Here is a 17,378-nt window from a genome sequence, read left to right as displayed (position 1 = left end):
AGGTGGTGTCGGCGATGACGCGGACCCTGGGCGACGCTGGCCGTGAGAAGACCGCCGAACGGCTGCTCAAGTCGTCGGCGAACAAGTTCTACGACCCCGAGGTCGACATCGACTGGGACGCGCCGCTGGTCGAGGGCAAGCGCTACATCCCGGAACACCGCTCGACCCTGTACGGCACCGAGCTGTGGGAGCAGCTGACACCGGAGCAGCGCATCGAGCTGGGCAAGCATGAGATCGCCAGCGTGGCCACCAACGGCCTGTGGTTCGAGATCCTGCTGATGCAGATGCTGCTCAAGGAGGTATACGACGCCGACCCGACGAGCAACCACGCGCAGTACGCGCTCACCGAGGTCGCCGACGAGTGCAGGCACTCCACGATGTTCGCCCGCATGGCCGAGCGCATCGGCTGCCCGCCGTACGGCCCGGTGAAGTGGCGCCGCAGGCTGGGCAAGATCCTGCCCGTCATCGGCTACGGCCCCGCTCTCTACGGCTCGATCCTGGTCGCCGAGGAGATCCTCGACCGCCTGCAGCGCGAGCAGATGAACGACCCCGACATCCAGCCCCTCGTGCGCATGGTCAACCGCATCCACGTCCTCGAGGAGGCGCGGCACGTCACGTTCGCGCGCGAGGAGGTCACGCGCGGCATGGCCAAGCTCTCGAAGTCCGAGCTGGCCTACCAGCGGCTGCTGATCGCCCTGGTGTCCCACGAGATCACGCGCAGCCTCGTGAACCCCGCCGTCTACAAGGCCGTCGGCATCCGGCCCCGGGACGGCTACCACGCCGCGATGAACAACCCGCACTGGCAGCAGACGATCCACTACGCGGGCGAGCGGATCATGCCGTTCCTCGAGGAGGCCGGTCTCGTCGGCGCACCGGGGATGCGCTGGTGGCGCCGCTCGTTCCTGGTGAACGACCGGTGACCGCGGCCCGTTCTGCGCTGGACACCGTGCGGGCGAAGCGCGGCGAGTTCGTCACGAGCGACGGCACGCGCCTGCACGTCGAGCTGAGCGGGCCCTCGGACTCGGCGGTGACGCTCGTGCTGGTCCACGGCTGGACGCAGGACCTTCGCACGTGGGACCGGGTGGTTGACGAGCTGCCGTCCGGCCTCCGCGTGCTGCGGTACGACCTGCGCGGGCACGGCCGGTCGGCGCCGGCGAGGCCCGGGACGGCGACGATCGACCAGCTGGCCGACGACCTCGCCGAGCTCCTCGCCGAGCGGGTGCCCGAGGGCAGGCTCGTGCTCGCCGGGCACTCGATGGGCGGGATGACGATCATGGCGCTCGCCGACCGGCATCCCGCGCTGGTGGCCGAGCGCGTGGACGGAGCAGCGTTCGTGGCGACGTCCTGCGGCAACATGGACCGCATCACCCTCGGGCTGCCGGGTGTGGCCGGGGCGGGCGCGGCCAAGGCGGAGCGGCGACTCGCCCAGCTGCTGCTGGCCTACCGCAAAGACGCCTTGCCGCTGCGGCCCGGTGCGGCGAGGGCTGGAGCCCGCTGGCTCGTGTTCGGGCGCAGGCCGCGCAGGCAGGACGTGGCGTCCGTGGTCGACCAGCTGTTGTGCGCCCACCCGGCGAGCATCGGCGGTTTCCAGAACGCCATCTCGCTGCACGATCGCAGGGTGGCGCTCGCTGCGCTGCGGACGACACGCGCCGTGGTGCTGGCGGGGGACGCCGACCGGCTCTGCCCCGTCTCGCACGCGCGGGCGATCGCCGACGAGCTGCCGGGGGCGAGGCTGCGGCTGTACCCGGGGGCGGGCCACATGCTGCCCCAGGAACGAGCGCACGAGGTGGCCGTGCAGCTGGGCGGGCTGGTGCGGGTGGCGGAACCCATGGCTCCTCCTCGCTCCGGGATCGCCTCCTGAATGCCCACTCACCACGTCGGCGCTGTCCTCGCGAGGAGACGCCCACCCGTCACCCGGTATCCCTGCGGACGCGCTTCGCGCGGTTGAGCAGGCTCGAGGGGCCGGTGCCGGTCAGCGCGTCCTGACCGTCACTGGGGCTGCTGCAGGGGGAAGCCGGCGCCGATGCCGCGCCAGGCCAGGGTCGAGGTCAGCGCGACGGCGTCATCACGGCTCATCGTGCTGTGGTGGGTCAGCCAGAACCGCGCGCTGACCTGGCTCAGGCCGACCAGCCCGACGGCCAGCAGGCGCGCCTTCTCCTCGTCGAGGCCGGCGTCGGCGGTGATCGTCTCGGTGATCGCGTCGACGCTGGCCGAGGTGGCCCTGTCCACGGCCTCCTGCACGGCGGGCTCGCCCCGCAAATCCGATTCGAACACCATGCGGAACGCCCCGGCGTCGCCGTTGACGAAGTCGAAGAAGGCGCCCACGGCGTTCTTCACCCGCTGCTTGTTGTCGGTGGTGGAGGACAGGGCGTCCTGCACGGCCTTGACCAGGCTGTCGACGTGGCTCTCCAGCAGCGCGATGTAGAGGTCGAGCTTGCCGGGGAAGTGCTGGTACAGCACCGGCTTGCTCACGCCTGCGCGCTCGGCGATGTCGTCCATGGCCGCCGCGTGGTACCCGTTCGCGGCGAAGACCTGCTGCGCCGCCGCCAGCAACTGGGCGCGGCGCTCCGTGCGAGGGAGCCGGACACCACGGCCGAACTGCGCCGATCCGGTGCTCTCGCTCGTCCCCTGCGATTGAGGGTGCGCCGTCTCAGTCATCCCGCCTCCAACTTCATTCCCACCGCACATTACTCGCCGGTACGCGTTGAACGCCAAGGGCGGCGAACTTGAGGCATCCTGGGACGGTGTCGGAAACACTGTCCCGCCAGGTGGCTCCCCGCTCCGCGAAGCGGCCGCCGCTGACGCACGTACCGCTGTCGAATACCCCGCTACCCCCGCTCGACGCCACGGTGGCCCCGTGGCCGGGCCAACAGGAAAGGGTAGGTGACCTCGATCTGCACGTGCGGCGGACTCCCGGTGCCGACGACGTGACGGTGGTGTACGTCCACGGGCTCGGCGGCTCGTCCACCAACTGGACGGACCTCGCGGGCCTGCTCGCACCGCACGCCGGCGGGATCGCGCTGGACCTGCCGGGCTTCGGGTTCTCCGAGCCGAAGGACGGGTTCACGTTCAGCCTCACGGCGCATTCCGAGGTGGTGGCGGACTTCATCGAGCGGAACTCGACGCGGCCGGTGCACGTGGTCGGCAACTCGATGGGCGGCGCGGTGTCGCTCCTGCTCGCGGCGAAACGACCTGACCTGGTGCGCACGCTGACGCTGATCTCGCCCGCCATGCCCGACCGCAGGCCCGACCCGAGGCGGTTGTCCGACCCGCGCATGGCGCTCGCGTACCTGCCGTTCGTCGGCAGGCGGGTGCGCAGGCAGCTCGCCGCGATGGGCCCAAGGGAGCGGGCCCAGCAGGTGATCCGGCTGTGCTTCGCCGACCCGGAGTCGTTCCCCGCGCACCGGTTCGACGAGCTCGCGGACGAGCACAGCAAGCGGGCGGGGTTCGCCTGGGCCAACATGGCGATGGCGCGCAGCACTTTCGAGATCTTCCGCGCGTGGTTCACCAGGGGAGAGCGGTCGTTGTGGGCCGTGGCGCCGACGGTCGAAGTGCCGACGCTCGTGGTGTGGGGCACCAAGGACAAGGTGATCTCCGTGCGGCGCGCCGCGCGTACCGCCCAGTTGATGCCCAGGGCGCGGCTGCTGGTGCTGCCGAAGACGGGTCACGTCGCGCAGATGGAACGTCCGGTGACCGTGGCCAGGGCCGTGCTGGGCATGTGGGAGAGCGTCGAAGCCGGCACCTGGTGACCGGACGTTGCGCCGATCGGGTGATGCCGGAACGGTCGACGGCGGCCGGTCGGCACGGGTCTCACCGTGCGAGTGTGGCACCCTGGGGCGGTGGACCGGGTGACGCACGACGTACGACGGGATGGCAGGCGGGCCGAGTATCCGCGCCGTACGTCGTCGGCGTACCGACACCCGTCAAGGCCGTCGGCGGAAGATCGTTACCGGCCGGGCGCCCGCCGGGTGTCGGCCGAGCCGCTACGTGCGTCGTGGCGGCCGACGGCCGAGCCGGAGGAGAGTGAGGACGAGCGTCCGCCCAGACCATCGGGCCTGCGCAGGCTCACCTCCACCTACGGCTGGCGGGTCTACGCGATCCCGGTGCTGCTGGTGATCACCGCGCTCGTGGTGGTCGACACCACGAGGGGTGACCCCGGCGAGTCGGGCACGGCTCTCGGCTCGACGTCCGAGAACACGGTGAACCCCGGTGGAGCCCGTGCCGAGGGGCCGGTGGCCAGCGAGAACCCGGCGAAGGCCGTGGACCTCGACATCCCCACCGCGAAGCTGCCCGAGGGCGGCGACTTCACGCAGAAGGGCGCGGGCACGTGGCACGTCGTGCCAGGCTCCAGCGATCCGGTGGGCGCCAGCGACGAGGTGCTCACCTACACCGTCGAGGTCGAGGACGGCATCGACCCGTCGAGCTACGCGGGCGACGACAGCTTCGCCGACACCGTCGAGGGCACCCTTTCCGATCCGAGGAGCTGGACCGGCAGCGGCGAGATCTCGCTGCAGCGCGTGGACGCGAGCCACCCCGACCCCGACTTCCGGGTGAGCCTCACCACCCCCGACACCGCGCACCGGCCCGACATCTGCGGCGGCTCGATCCCGTTCGAGTCCTCCTGCTACCGGCGCGATGTCCAGGGCGAGGACCGCGTCGTGATCAACCTGGCCCGGTGGGTGCGCGGGGCGCTGGCCTTCAGCTCGGACATGACCGGCTACCGGCAGTACGCCATCAACCACGAGGTCGGGCACGCTCTCGGCAACGGTCACGAGGGTTGCGCGCAGAACGACGCGCTGGCGCCCGTGATGATGCAGCAGACGTTCGGCGTCGCCAACGACTACGTCGCGCAGCTCAACGACACCCCGGGCGGGGACCAGGGCACGGTGCCCGCGGACGGCAAGGTGTGCAAGCCGAACGCGTGGCCGAACCCACAGGTGCAGGGGCGCTGACGACGCGCTCCACGTCCACGATGTGGACCGGGGGAAGACCTGGACCCGGCTAGCGGTTATAGATTGATGGACCGCGATTCGCGCGAGATGGAGGACCCGATGTCAGGCACGCTGCCGCCGCTCGTCGAGCCGGCCGCCGAGCTCACGAAGGACGAGGTCGCGCGGTACAGCCGGCACCTCATCATCCCGGATGTCGGGATGGACGGGCAGAAGCGGCTGAAGAACGCCAAGGTGCTCGTGATCGGCGCCGGGGGTCTCGGCAGCCCGGCGCTGTTGTACCTCGCCGCGGCCGGCGTCGGCACGCTCGGCGTGATCGACTTCGACGTCGTCGACGAGTCGAACTTGCAGCGCCAGGTGATCCACGGACAGTCCGACGTCGGCAAGCCGAAGGCGCAGTCGGCGAAGGAGTCGGTGGCCGAGATCAACCCGTTCGTCAACGTGATCCTGCACCAGGAGCAGCTCACCACGGACAACGCGCTGGACGTCTTCCGCGGCTACGACCTGATCCTGGACGGCACGGACAACTTCGCCACCCGGTACCTGGTGAACGACGCCGCGGTGCTGCTGGGCAAGCCGTACGTGTGGGGCTCGATCTTCCGGTTCGAGGGCCAGGTCAGTGTGTTCTGGGAGGACGCGCCGAACGGCAGGGGCCTCAACTACCGAGACCTCTACCCGGAGCCGCCGCCGCCCGGAATGGTGCCGTCGTGCGCCGAGGGTGGCGTGCTGGGCGTGCTGTGCGCGTCCATCGGCTCGATCATGGTGACCGAGGCGATCAAGCTCATCACGGGCATCGGGGAGCCGCTTCTCGGCAGGCTGATCAGCTACGACGCGCTCGAGATGAAGTACCGCGAGGTGAAGATCCGCAAGGACCCGGACACCCCGAAGATCACTGAGCTGATCGACTACGAGGCGTTCTGCGGTGTCGTGTCGGACGAGGCGCAGGAGGCGGCGTCGGGCAGCACGATCACCCCGGCCGAGCTGAAGGCCAAGTTCGACGCGGGCGAGAACTTCGAGCTGATCGACGTCCGCGAGCCGCACGAGTACGAGATCGTCAACATCAAGGGCGCCAAGCTGATCCCGAAGGACCGGATCCTGTCGGGCGAGGCGCTGGTCGAGCTGCCGCAGGACAAGCCGATCGTGCTGCACTGCAAGTCGGGTGCGCGTTCGGCGGAGGCGCTGGCGGCGCTGCACCGGGCCGGCTTCAAGGACGCCACGCACCTTGGCGGTGGCGTGCTCGCGTGGGCGAAGCAGATCGACCAGAGCCTGCCGACGTACTGATCGCGTTCGGGCCCGTGAGGGCCGGGGTATCGAGGTGCTGACGAGCTGAGGCGCCGAGGCGCCGAGGGCGTCTGGCGGGTACGTTTCAAGGGTGCGGTGAGGGCTCCGTTCGTGTGGTGCGAACGGAGCCCTCACCTTTTTCGTGCCCCTGGCCGGGCGGGAGCAAGGGAGCTTTGCTACCGGAAAACGGGAGTAAAGCTCCCTTGCTCCCTTCGGGGCGGGAAAGCGGGGTTGCGCGGCGAGCGCGGGGTGGCTAACGCCCGGCCGGGTGTGGTCGCGGTAACGTCGCACGCTGTGGTCCCCAGCCGTGAGCCGCCGCCTGTGCACGTGCGCACGGCTTTCGGCGTCAGCCACCACGACGCCGAGCGCCTTCCCGGCGAGGGCAACGCGTGGCTATGCGGCGACATCGTGCTGAGACAGGTCAGCGACAGAGCCCATGCCGTGTGGCTCGCCCGCACCTTCGCCGCCATCGACAGCCCCGACATTCGCATCGCCCGCCCACTCCAGACCACCGACGGCCGGTGGGTGATCGCCGGCTGGGCAGCCAGCCGCTACGTGACCGGCACCACCGAGGACCGCCCCGACGACGTCGTCCTCACCGCCGTTCGGCTCCACCGCGCCGTCGCGGATCTGCCGCGTCCCGACTTCCTCTCCCGCCGCACCGACATCGCCTCCGTCGCCGAACGCATCGCATGGGGAGAGCAGGACGCCGAGCTCGACGAGACCAAGGGCGGGCGCTGGTTCGAGGTACTCGCTCCCGCGCGGCGTCCCGTGAAACTCCCCGACCAGCTCGTGCACGGTGAGCTGTTCGGCACCGTCCTCTTCGACGGCGACGCCCCGCCCGGCATCGTCGACTTCGTCCCGTACTTCCGCCCCGCCGAATGGGGCGCCGCCGTCGCCGCCGTTGACGCCATCGCCTGGGGTGGTGCCGACGGCGAGCTGCTGCGCCGCTGGTCCCACCTGCCGGAGTGGTCGCAGCTGCTGCTGCGCGCGGCACTGTTCCGGCTGGCCTTCAACGCGCTGCATCCGCGCTCCACCGCGGCCGCGCTCGACGGCCTCCGAGCGGCGGCCAGCGAGGTGAGCGAGCTCATCTGACCGCAGTGAAGGCCACCTTCACTGCGCTGGATCAACACAGCGGCACGCAGCGTCTCCGTTCGGGTGGTGGTGGGAGACGGGTGGGCGCAGGCAAGGTGGCCTTCACTGCATTGGGCACCACCGGGGCGGGCAATGTCGCACGGCCGAAACATTCCGCCACGTCCAAGTAACACGGGCTACCTACCGTCAGGGACTGCCAGCGAGCAGCAGGAGGTGCCCGTTGACGCTGACGGCCGAGCCGACGACTACGACCGCCGTAGCCACCCACTGTCCCTACTGTGCACTCCAGTGCGGCATGACCCTCAGCCCCGAGGCCGACGTCACGCCCCGCCAGTTCCCAACCAACGCGGGCGGGCTGTGCCAGAAGGGGTGGACCTCGCCCGCGCTGCTGCGCTCGCCCGCGCGCCTGACCACGCCGCTCGTCCGCACCGACGGCGAGCTGCGCCCCGCGAGCTGGGACGCCGCGCTGGACCTCATCGCCAGCAGGCTCCAGGAGCTTCGGGCCGAGCACGGGGCCGACTCCGTCGCCGTCTTCGGCGGCGGCGGGCTCACCAACGAGAAGAGCTACCTTCTCGGCAAGTTCGCCCGCGTCGCGCTCGGCACGTCCCAGATGGACTACAACGGCCGGTTCTGCATGTCCTCCGCCGCGGCGGCCGGGATGAAAGCGTTCGGCCTCGACCGCGGCCTGCCGTTCCCCGTCACCGACCTCGCCGACGCCGACGCGATCGTGCTCGTCGGCGCCAATCCGGCCGAGACCATGCCGCCCTTCGTTCAGCACCTGCGCGGCGCCAACGCCAAGGGCGGTCTCGTGGTGGTCGACCCGCGCCGCACGCCGACGGCCGAGCAGGCCGATCTGCACCTCGCGCCCGCACCGGGCACCGACCTCGCGCTCGCGCTCGGCATCCTGCACGCCGTGGTGGCCGACGGGCTGCTCGACCAGTCCTATGTGGAGGACCGCACGAGCGGGTTCGACGCCGTGTGGCGCATTGTCGCCGGGTACTGGCCCGAGCAGGTCGAGCGCGTCACCGGTGTCGCGGCCGCCGACCAGCGCCGCGTCGCCGCGCTGCTCGCCCGTGCCCGCAACGCCTACGTGCTCACCGCCCGCGGCGCCGAGCAGCACGCCACCGGCGTCGCCACGGTCAGCGCGTGGATCAACCTCGCGCTCGCGCTGGGCCTGCCCGGCCGCCCGGGCTCCGGTTACGGGTGCCTCACCGGGCAGGGCAACGGCCAGGGCGGGCGCGAGCACGGCCAGAAGGCCGACCAGCTGCCCGGTTACCGCAAGATCACCGACCCGGCCGCACGCGAGCACGTCGCCTCGGTGTGGGGCGTGCCCGCCGAGTCGCTGCCCGGGCCGGGTCGCTCCGCCTTCGAGCTGCTCGACGCGCTCGGCACCGAGGGTGGGCCAAGGGCCCTGCTCGTGTTCGGCAGCAACGTGGTGGTCTCCGCGCCGGACTCGGCGCGGGTCGCCGAGCGGCTGTCCCGTTTGGACCTCCTCGTGACCGCCGACCTCGTCCTTTCGGAGACCTCCGCGCTCGCCGACGTGGTGCTGCCGGTGACCCAATGGGCCGAGGAGGACGGCACCATGACCAACCTCGAGGGCCGGATCCTGTTGCGGCGCAAGGCGGTCGACCCGCCTGAGGGCGTGCGGACCGATCTCGACGTCCTGGCCGGGCTCGCCGAGCGGCTCGGCCAGCCCGCCGAACGGTTCCCCACCGACGCCGAGACCGTGTTCACCGAGCTGCGCGCCGCCTCCGCCGGTGGTCCCGCCGACTACTCCGGCATCAGCTACGAACGGCTCCGCGACGGCGAGGCGCTGTACTGGCCCGTGCCGGACGAGAGACACCCCGGCACGCCGCGCATGTTCCTCGACGCCTTCGCCCACCCGGACGGCAGGGCGCGGTTCGAGCCCGTCGAGCACACCGGTCCCGCCGAACCGCCGGACGCCGGCTTCCGCCTGCTCGCCACCACGGGCCGCGTGCTCCAGCACTACCAGTCCGGCGCGCAGACGCGGCTGGTCGCCGAGCTGAACGACACGGTGCCCGAGGTCTACGTCGAGGTGCACCCGGACACCGCCGAGCGCGCCGGACTGGCCCACGGCGACCTCGCGCGCGTCACCTCGCGCAGGGGCGGCACCACCGCGCGGGTCCGCTGCGTCGGCTCGATGCGCCAGGACGTCGTGTTCCTGCCCTTCCACTTCCCCGGAGCCCAGCGCGCGAACCTGCTCACCAACCCAGCGCTCGACCCCACGAGCAGGATGCCCGAGTTCAAGGTCTGCGCGGTCCGACTGACCAAAGAGGATGGTGCCGAATGAGCCCGCGCAGCGTGGTCGTGCTCGGTTACGGGATGGCCGGGGCGCGGCTCGCCGACGAGATCCGCCGCCGCGATCCACGGGGTGAGCGCGTGCGGCTGACCGTGATCGGCGACGAGCCGCACCATGCGTACAACCGGGTGCTGCTCTCGGCCGTGGTCGGTGGCACGATGCGGCCGGAGAGCGTTCGCCTGCACGACGAGGAGTGGGCGGCGAGGCACGGCATCGACCTGCGGCTCGGTGTCCAGGCACGCGAGCTCGACCGCGCCGCGCGGACAGTAACGCTGACCGACGGCACGAGCGTCGAGTACGACGCGCTCGTGCTCGCCACCGGCAGCAAGCCGTGGCTGCCGCCGGTCGAGGGCCTGACCGGGGAGGACGGCGAGCTCGCCGAGGGCGCCGTCGCGTTCCGCTCGCTCACCGACTGCGAGCGCATCCTCGAGGCCGCGGCCGTCGGCGCGCCGGTCGCGGTGCTCGGTGGCGGGCTGCTCGGGCTGGAGGCCGCGAGGGGCCTCGCCGGACGCGGAAACCTCGTCACCGTGGTTCATCCGGCCGATCACGTGATGGAACGCCAGCTCGACGCGGGCGCGGGCCGCGTGCTCGCGAGGACGCTCGGTGACTTTGGCATCGACTTCCGGCTCGGCCGGTTCGCCGCCAAGTACGTGCCCGGTGACGGCTTGAAGCTCGACGACGGCAGCCATGTGCCCGCGGACCTGGTGGTGGTGTCCGCCGGGGTGCGCGCCGAGACCGAGCTCGCCGCCGGGGCCGGGATCGCCGTGGACCGGGGGGTGCTCGTGGACGACGCGCTCCGCACGAGCGACGGGCGGATCCACGCGATCGGTGACTGCGCCCAGCATCCCGGCACGGTTTCCGGGCTCGTACAGCCCGCGTGGGAGCAGGCCGACGTGCTGGCCGACCTGCTCACCGGCGCCGACACGGCGGCCCGCTACCGGGGCACGCCGGTGGTGACGCGGCTCAAGGCCCGCGGCGTCGACCTCGCCGCGCTCGGCGAGACCCAGGCCGGGACCGGGGACGACGGTGCCGAGGTGCTGTGCCTTGACGATCCCGCGCGCGGCCGCTACGCCAAGCTCGTGCTGCGCGACGACCGCGTCGCCGGTGCCATCGTGCTCGGAGTTCCCGACGCGGCGGCCACCATCACGCAGCTCTACGACCGCGGATTGCCCGCGCCGAGCGACCGGCTCGCGCTGCTGCTCGGCCGTGCCCTGCCCTCCGGTGCGCCGAACGCGGCGAGCCCGGCCGATCTGCCCGCCTCTGCGGTGGTGTGCCGGTGCAACTCGGTGAGCAAGGGACAGCTCGTCGACGCGTGGCGGGCCGGTGCGTCGAGCGTCGCCGAGCTCGCGGCGGCGACGAGAGCCAGTACCGGATGCGGCAGCTGCGAGGACGCGGTGTGCGGCATCGCCGACTGGCTCGCGAGCACCGCGTAGACCCGGTCCTCACAGCGGGGATCGCCTGCGGTGAGGAGAAGTTAGCAACGACGCGACCACGTGACGCCGGTTCGTGAAACGGGCCCCGCCTAGGTTCTGCGCTCAACACGGGCCCGCCCGACGAAGAGGAGTGACACCATGTCCGCTGCGACGCACACCGGCAAACGGTGGATCCAGCACTGGGATCCCGAGGACACCGAGTTCTGGGAGAACGGCGGCAGGAAGGTCGCGAACCGCAATCTCTGGTTCTCGATCTTCGCAGAGCACATCGGGTTCTCGATCTGGACACTGTGGTCGGTGCTGGTGCTGTTCATGGGCCCCGAGTACGGGCTCTCGCCCGCCGACAAGTTCCTGCTCGTGTCAACGCCCTCGCTCGTCGGCGGGCTCCTGCGTATTCCGTACACGCTCGCCGTGGCGAAGTTCGGCGGTCGAAACTGGACGATCATCAGTGCGGGAATGCTGCTGCTGCCGACGGTTCTCGCCGCGATCGCGATGGAGCCGGGCACACCCCTGTGGGTCTTCATGGTCATCGCGGCGATCGGCGGCGTCGGCGGCGGCAACTTCGCCTCGTCGATGACGAACATCAACTCGTTCTTCCCCGAGCGGCTCAAGGGCACCGCGCTGGGCCTCAACGCGGGTGGCGGCAACCTCGGTGTCGCCGCGATCCAGGTCGTCGGCCTGATCGTGATCAGCACCGCCGGCGCCTCGGCCCCGCAGATCATCTTCTACATCTACCTCCCGCTGATCGTCGTAGCGATGACGTGCGCCGCGCTGTTCATGGACAACATCGCCGACGTCAAGAAGGAAGGCAACGCGATGCGCGAGGTGCTGAAGGACAAGCACTCGTACGTCATGTCCTTCCTCTACATCGGCACCTTCGGCTCGTTCATCGGCTACAGCTTCGCCTTCGGTCTCGTGCTGCAGAACCAGTTCGACCGCAGCCCGCTGCAGGCCGCGCAGGTGACGTTCATCGGCGCGCTGCTCGGCTCGGTGATCCGCCCGGTCGGCGGCTGGCTCGCCGACAAGCTCGGCGGCGCGAAGGTGACGCTCTGGACGTTCCTCGGTATGGCCGTGGGCACGGTGCTGTGCATCGTGGCGTCCAATGGGGACTCACTGGCGTTGTTCATGACCGGGTTCATCGGCCTCTTCGTGTTCTCCGGCATCGGCAACGGCTCCACCTACAAGATGATCCCGGCGCTCTTCCGCACCAAGGCACTCGCGGCCGTGGCCGAGGGTGAGGCCAGGGAGGCGGCGATGCCGAGAGCCCGCAGGCTCTCCGGTGCGCTCATCGGGATCGCGGGTGCCGTCGGCGCGCTCGGCGGCCTGTTCATCAACCTGGCCTTCCGCTCCGCGTTCACGAGCACCGGCAGCGGGGTCCCCGCGTTCGTGGCCTTCCTCGTCTTCTACGGGCTGTGCTTCCTCACCACGTGGGCCGTGTACCTGCGCGGGCCGATCGTGCGCACCACCGAGGAGAGGAAGGCAGCGCTCGCGGGCGCCGGTATCTGACCTTTTCGCCCCATGCACGGGTTCTGACCTGCGAAGGGAGTTTTTGGTAACAGCGCCGCAACGTCGCGGAAGCGCCGGGGATACGCGCACTGGCGAGCATTGAGGGCAGTTCTACGGAGGTTGGTCTATGAGTCGAACGTTGGTTGTCGTCGGGCACGGAATGGTGGCTCACCGGCTGGTGGAGGCCGTCCGCTCCGACGACGTCGACGGGACGTGGCGGATCGTCGTGCTCGGGGAGGAGGCCCGCCCCGCCTACGACCGGGTCGCGCTGACGTCCTATGTAGACAACTGGGACCCCGAGGAACTGGCGCTGCCCGGCTCCACCTACGCCGGTGACGACAACGTCGAACTGCGCCTCGGCGACCCGGTGGTCGCGGTCGACCGCGAGGCGAAGCGCGTCACGACCGCGACCGGGCACGTGCAGCCATACGACGCGCTGGTGCTGGCGACCGGGTCGCGGCCGTTCGTGCCGCCGGTGCCGGGGCACGACCTGCCCGGCTGCTTCGTCTACCGCACCATCGAGGACCTGGACGACATCCGGGACGCCGTCGAGCGGGCAAGGCACGGCCGCGGCAGGCCCGCCGCCGCGGTGGTCGGCGGCGGCCTGCTCGGGCTGGAGGCCGCGAAGGCGCTGCGCGACATGGGCCTCTCCCCGCACGTCGTGGAGATGGCGCCCCGGCTCATGCCGCTGCAGGTCGACGACGGCGGCGGCAGCCTGCTGCGCAGGCTCATCACCGACCTCGACGTCACCGTGCACACCGGCACGTCGACCGACGCGATCGAGGCCGACCACGGCAGGCTCGTCGCCAAGCTCGGCAACGGCACCGAGCTCGACATCGACCTGCTCGTGTTCTCCGCCGGTGTCCGCCCGCGCGACGACCTGGCCCGCGCGTGCGGCCTCGACGTCGGCGAGCGGGGCGGCGTGCTCGTGGACGCCACGTGCCGGACGAGCGACCCCGACGTCTTCGCGATCGGGGAGTGCGCGGCGCTGGAGGGCCGGGTGTACGGACTGGTCGCGCCCGGCTACTCGATGGCCGAGGTCGCCGCGGCGACGCTGCTCGGCAAGGAGGCTTCGTTCCCCGGCGCCGACACCTCCACCAAGCTCAAGCTGATGGGCGTCGACGTGGCCAGCTTCGGCGACGCGCACGCCACCACCGAGGGCGCGCTGGAAGTGGTGTTCAACGACGCCGTCAGCGGCTCCTACAAGAAGCTCGTGGTCTCCGACGACGCAGGCACCCTGCTCGGCGGCGTGCTCGTCGGTGACGCGAGCGAGTACAACCTGCTGCGCCCGCTCGTCGGCAACAAGCTGCCCGCCGAGCCCGCCGCGCTGATCGCCCCCGCCGGTGGCGGCGACCCCGCGGTCGGCGTCGACGCGCTGCCCGGCGACGCGCAGATCTGCTCGTGCAACGCGGTCACCAAGGGCGCGATCGTCCACGCCGTCACCGAGGAGGGCTGCGACAGCGTTGCGAAGATCAAGGCGTGTACGCGCGCGGGCACCTCGTGCGGCTCGTGCGTGCCGATGCTGGGCAAGCTGCTCGACTCCTGCGGCGTCGAGCAGTCCAAGGCCGTGTGCGAGCACTTCCCGCAGTCGCGCGCCGAGCTGTTCGAGATCGTCCGCGCCACGCGCGTCACCACGTTCTCCGAGCTGATCGCCAGGCACGGCAAGGGCAAGGGCTGCGCGATCTGCAAGCCCGCGGTCGCCTCGATCCTCGCCACGCTCGGCAACGGGCACATCCTCGGCGGCGAGCAGGCGACGCTGCAGGACACCAACGACAAGTTCCTCGCCAACATGCAGCGCAACGGCACCTACTCGGTGGTGCCGCGCATCCCCGGCGGCGAGATCACCCCCGACAAGCTCATCGTGATCGGCGAGGTCGCCAAGGAGTTCGGGCTCTACACCAAGATCACCGGCGGGCAGCGCATCGACCTGTTCGGTGCCACCGTCGACCAGCTGCCGCTCATCTGGCGCAGGCTCGTCGACGCCGGGTTCGAGTCGGGCCACGCGTACGGCAAGGCGCTGCGCACGGTGAAGTCGTGCGTCGGCACCACGTGGTGCCGTTACGGCCAGCAGGACAGCGTCGGCCTCGCCGTGGAGCTGGAGCTGCGCTACCGGGGCCTGCGTTCACCGCACAAGCTCAAGTCCGCCGTGTCCGGCTGCGCCCGCGAGTGCGCCGAGGCCAGGAGCAAGGACTTCGGCATCATCGCCACCGAGCAGGGCTGGAACCTCTACGTCGGCGGCAACGGGGGAGCGATCCCGCGGCACGCAGACCTGCTCGTATCCGATGTGGACACGGAGACGCTGATCAAGATCATCGACCGGTTCCTGATGTTCTACGTGCGCACGGCCGACCGGCTGCAGCGCACGGCGCCTTGGGTGGAGGAGATGAAGGGCGGGCTCGACCACCTGCGTGCGGTGATCGTCGACGACAGCCTCGGCATCTGCGCCGAGCTGGAGGAGGCGATGGCCGAACACGTGGCGAGCTACCGCGACGAGTGGAAGGGCGTACTGGAGGACCCGGAGAAGCTCGCGCGGTTCACGTCCTTCGTCAACGCGCCCGGCACGCCGGACCCGACGATCTCCTTCCGTACCGAACGTGAGCAGAAGGTGCCCGTGCTGCTGGGAGTTCCGGAGGTGGTGAGCCGATGACCGCGACGGCCGAGCGGACCTGGGTGGCCGTGTGCCGTGCCGACGCCGTGCTGCGGGCGTACGGGGTGGCCGCCCTGCTCGAGAACGGCGAACAGGTGGCGATCTTCCGCACCTGGGACGACGAGTTCTACGGACTGTCCAATCTGGACCCTTTCAGTGGCGCGGCCGTGCTGTCGCGGGGAATCGTCGGCGACGCGGGCGGCCTCCCCGTGGTGGCCTCGCCGATCTACAAGCAGCAGTTCGAGCTGCGCACGGGCCGGTGTCTCGACGACGAGACCGTGCGCGTCGCCACCTACCCGGTGCGCGTCGTCGACGGTGTCGTGCACGTGGGCTCGCCGTGACCGACGTGATGCCGTTGGCCGGGTTCGCGATCGGCATCACGGCCGCGAGGCGCGCCGACGAGCTCGGCGCGTTGCTGGTGCGCAAGGGCGCCACCGTGCGCTACGGCCCTGCGATCCGGATCGTGCCGCTGGCTGACGACACCGAGCTGCACGCGGCGACCAGGCTGCTGCTCGAAGAGCCCGTGGATGCCGTGGTGGCGACCACCGGTATCGGCTTCCGCGGCTGGATCGAGGCCGCGGAGGGCTGGGGCCTCGGCGAGGCGCTACTCGACCGGCTCGCCTCGACGAACGTGCTGACGCGCGGCCCGAAGGCGAAGGGCGCGGTGCGGGCGGCGGGGCTCTCGGAGGCGTACTCCCCGGCGTCGGAGAGCAACGCGGAGCTGCTGCAGCACCTGCTCGACTCCGGTGTGGACGGTCAGCGGATCGCGGTGCAGCTGCACGGTGAGCCGCTGCCGCACTTCGTGGACTCGCTGCGCTCGGCGGGCGCGGAAGTGGTGGAGATCCCGGTGTACCGCTGGGTCGGCCCCACCGATCCGGGTCCGCTCGACCGGCTCATCGACGCGGTGCTGGACGGCTCCGTAGACGCGCTGCCGTTCACCAGCGCGCCGGCCGCGGCGAGCATGCTCGCGATGGCGAAGCGGACCGGGCGGCAGCCTGCGCTCGTCGACGCGCTCACGCGTCGCGTGCTCGTGGCGTGCGTCGGCCCGATCACCGCGGGACCCCTCGCGGCGCTGGGCATCCCGACCGTGCAACCGCAGCGGGCCAGGATCGGTGCGCTCGCGCGCACACTCTCGGAGGCGCTGATCGCCCGCTCGCCCCGGCTGTGTGCCGCGGGCAGGCAGATCGAGCTGCGCGGACAGGCCGCCGTCGTCGACGGTCAGCTGTGCGAGGTGGCTCCCGCGCCCATGGCCGTGCTGCGCGCGCTCGCGCGGCAGCCGGGCCGGGTCGTGTCCCGGCGCGAGCTGACGGCCGCACTGCCCAGCGGAGGAGAGGAGCACGCGGTGGAGACCGCGATCGGCAGACTGCGCACGTCGCTCGGCGAGGGCAGGCTCGTGCAGACGGTCGTCAAGCGCGGTTACCGCCTCGCCGTCGTCGCCGAGGGGGAGTCGGCGTGATCGTACTGGTCGCGCACGGCACCCGTGACCCGGCGGGATCGAAGGTGACGGAGGAACTGGCCGCTCTGGTGCGCTCGCGGGGCGCCGAGGTGGAGATCGCCTACGCCGACGTCCGGCAGCCCGACGTGACGACGGTGCTCGACTCCGTGCGCGGACCCGCGGTGGTCGTACCGGCCTTCCTCGCCGCCGGGTACCACGTGTGCGTGGACATCCCGGCGCAGGTCGCGGCCAGCCGCAACGGCGACGTCGTGGTGGCCGAGGCGTTCGGCCCCGCACCCGAGCTGCTCGACGCGCTGACGGACCGGTTGCGGCAGGCGGGCCGTCGGCCCGGCGACGCGGTGGTGCTCGCGGCGGCGGGCTCCAGCGACGAACGGGCACGCGGCGACGTCGCCACGGCGGCGCACTCCCTTGCCGGACGGCTGCGCACCCCCGTGCGCGTCGGCTACGCGGCGACGGCTCGCCCCTCGGTGGCCGAGGTCGTCGCGGCGGCTCACAGCGAGGGCAGGCGGGTCGCGGTGGCGTCGTGGCTGCTGGCGCCCGGCCTGTTCCAGCGTAGGGTGACCGACGCGGCCGCGGACGTCACCGCCGAGCCGTTGGGCGCCCACCCCGCAGTCGCCGCCCTGGTGCTCCGCCGCTACCGAGAAGCCCTCCGCGAGCGCCGAGCCGCGTAGCCCCAACCTTCCCCCAAGGC

The 17,378-nt window shown here is 71.3% G+C and carries 14 protein-coding genes; 13 read left to right on the top strand and 1 reads right to left on the bottom strand.

Annotated features, from left to right (window positions below; genetic code table 11):
• The first annotated feature begins 14 nt into the window (after positions 1-14).
• Together DI005_RS34710 and DI005_RS34705 are read left to right on the top strand one after the other, a co-directional pair.
• Positions 15-920: a diiron oxygenase gene (locus tag DI005_RS34710; RefSeq protein ID WP_112276031.1), complete on the top strand. Its 906-nt coding sequence runs from the start codon at positions 15-17 to the stop codon at positions 918-920.
• Positions 917-1,861 (top strand): alpha/beta fold hydrolase, encoded by a 945-nt coding sequence (locus DI005_RS34705; RefSeq protein WP_233520426.1) that lies wholly within the window; start codon positions 917-919, stop codon positions 1,859-1,861. The genes DI005_RS34710 and DI005_RS34705 overlap by 4 nt, the downstream gene beginning before the upstream one ends.
• A gap of 128 nt (positions 1,862-1,989) precedes the next feature.
• Here DI005_RS34705 and DI005_RS34700 read toward each other — a convergent pair whose 3' ends face one another.
• Entirely contained in the window at positions 1,990-2,658 is a 669-nt protein-coding gene (locus tag DI005_RS34700; protein WP_113644890.1) for a TetR/AcrR family transcriptional regulator, read from the bottom strand.
• Between the two features lie 86 nt (positions 2,659-2,744).
• Between DI005_RS34700 and DI005_RS34695 the strand changes: the two genes are divergently transcribed.
• From DI005_RS34695 to DI005_RS34645, 11 genes are all read left to right on the top strand, one after another.
• Positions 2,745-3,749 (top strand): alpha/beta fold hydrolase, encoded by a 1,005-nt coding sequence (locus tag DI005_RS34695; RefSeq protein WP_113644889.1) that lies wholly within the window; start codon positions 2,745-2,747, stop codon positions 3,747-3,749.
• A gap of 90 nt (positions 3,750-3,839) precedes the next feature.
• Positions 3,840-4,952 carry a DUF3152 domain-containing protein gene (locus DI005_RS34690; RefSeq protein ID WP_112276038.1) on the top strand — a complete coding sequence of 371 codons (1,113 nt, stop codon included), beginning with the start codon at positions 3,840-3,842 and terminating at the stop codon, positions 4,950-4,952.
• A 99-nt stretch (positions 4,953-5,051) separates the two neighbouring features.
• A complete protein-coding gene (moeZ, locus tag DI005_RS34685; protein ID WP_112276206.1) occupies positions 5,052-6,230 on the top strand; it encodes an adenylyltransferase/sulfurtransferase MoeZ in 1,179 nt (392 codons plus the stop codon).
• A 294-nt stretch (positions 6,231-6,524) separates the two neighbouring features.
• On the top strand, positions 6,525-7,325 hold the full coding sequence (locus tag DI005_RS34680; protein ID WP_113644888.1) for a TIGR02569 family protein: 801 nt from the start codon (positions 6,525-6,527) through the stop codon (positions 7,323-7,325).
• Between the two features lie 220 nt (positions 7,326-7,545).
• Positions 7,546-9,636, top strand: a complete 2,091-nt coding sequence (locus DI005_RS34675; protein ID WP_113644887.1) for a molybdopterin oxidoreductase family protein — start codon at positions 7,546-7,548, stop codon at positions 9,634-9,636.
• Positions 9,633-11,078: an FAD-dependent oxidoreductase gene (locus DI005_RS34670; RefSeq protein WP_112276044.1), complete on the top strand. Its 1,446-nt coding sequence runs from the start codon at positions 9,633-9,635 to the stop codon at positions 11,076-11,078. Before DI005_RS34675 ends, DI005_RS34670 begins: the two co-directional genes overlap by 4 nt.
• Before the next feature lie 138 nt (positions 11,079-11,216).
• Complete coding sequence (locus DI005_RS34665; RefSeq protein WP_113644886.1) at positions 11,217-12,584, top strand: NarK/NasA family nitrate transporter; 1,368 nt, start codon at positions 11,217-11,219, stop codon at positions 12,582-12,584.
• A gap of 127 nt (positions 12,585-12,711) precedes the next feature.
• Entirely contained in the window at positions 12,712-15,231 is a 2,520-nt protein-coding gene (nirB, locus tag DI005_RS34660; protein ID WP_113644885.1) for a nitrite reductase large subunit NirB, read from the top strand.
• Complete coding sequence (gene nirD, locus DI005_RS34655) at positions 15,228-15,572, top strand: nitrite reductase small subunit NirD (RefSeq protein ID WP_113644884.1); 345 nt, start codon at positions 15,228-15,230, stop codon at positions 15,570-15,572. Before nirB ends, nirD begins: the two co-directional genes overlap by 4 nt.
• A complete protein-coding gene (locus DI005_RS34650; RefSeq protein WP_112276052.1) occupies positions 15,569-16,687 on the top strand; it encodes a uroporphyrinogen-III synthase in 1,119 nt (372 codons plus the stop codon). Before nirD ends, DI005_RS34650 begins: the two co-directional genes overlap by 4 nt.
• Positions 16,684-17,358 (top strand): sirohydrochlorin chelatase, encoded by a 675-nt coding sequence (locus DI005_RS34645; RefSeq protein WP_113644883.1) that lies wholly within the window; start codon positions 16,684-16,686, stop codon positions 17,356-17,358. Before DI005_RS34650 ends, DI005_RS34645 begins: the two co-directional genes overlap by 4 nt.
• Positions 17,359-17,378: the final 20 nt, after the last annotated feature.

It is taken from the genome of Prauserella sp. PE36 (genome assembly GCF_003311655.1).
Taxonomy (GTDB): domain Bacteria; phylum Actinomycetota; class Actinomycetes; order Mycobacteriales; family Pseudonocardiaceae; genus Prauserella_A; species Prauserella_A endophytica.
This window is presented reverse-complemented; position numbering and strand designations above follow the sequence as displayed.

Bases quoted from the DNA above. Each gene is read 5' to 3' on its own strand.
- DI005_RS34710 (WP_112276031.1), top strand. From the start codon at position 15: ATGACGCGGACCCTGGGCGACGCTGGCCGTGAGAAGACCGCCGAACGG.
- DI005_RS34700 (WP_113644890.1), bottom strand. From the start codon at position 2,658: ATGACTGAGACGGCGCACCCTCAATCGCAGGGGACGAGCGAGAGCACC.
- moeZ (WP_112276206.1), top strand. From the start codon at position 5,052: ATGTCAGGCACGCTGCCGCCGCTCGTCGAGCCGGCCGCCGAGCTCACG.
- DI005_RS34670 (WP_112276044.1), top strand. From the start codon at position 9,633: ATGAGCCCGCGCAGCGTGGTCGTGCTCGGTTACGGGATGGCCGGGGCG.
- DI005_RS34665 (WP_113644886.1), top strand. From the start codon at position 11,217: ATGTCCGCTGCGACGCACACCGGCAAACGGTGGATCCAGCACTGGGAT.
- nirB (WP_113644885.1), top strand. From the start codon at position 12,712: ATGAGTCGAACGTTGGTTGTCGTCGGGCACGGAATGGTGGCTCACCGG.
- nirD (WP_113644884.1), top strand. From the start codon at position 15,228: ATGACCGCGACGGCCGAGCGGACCTGGGTGGCCGTGTGCCGTGCCGAC.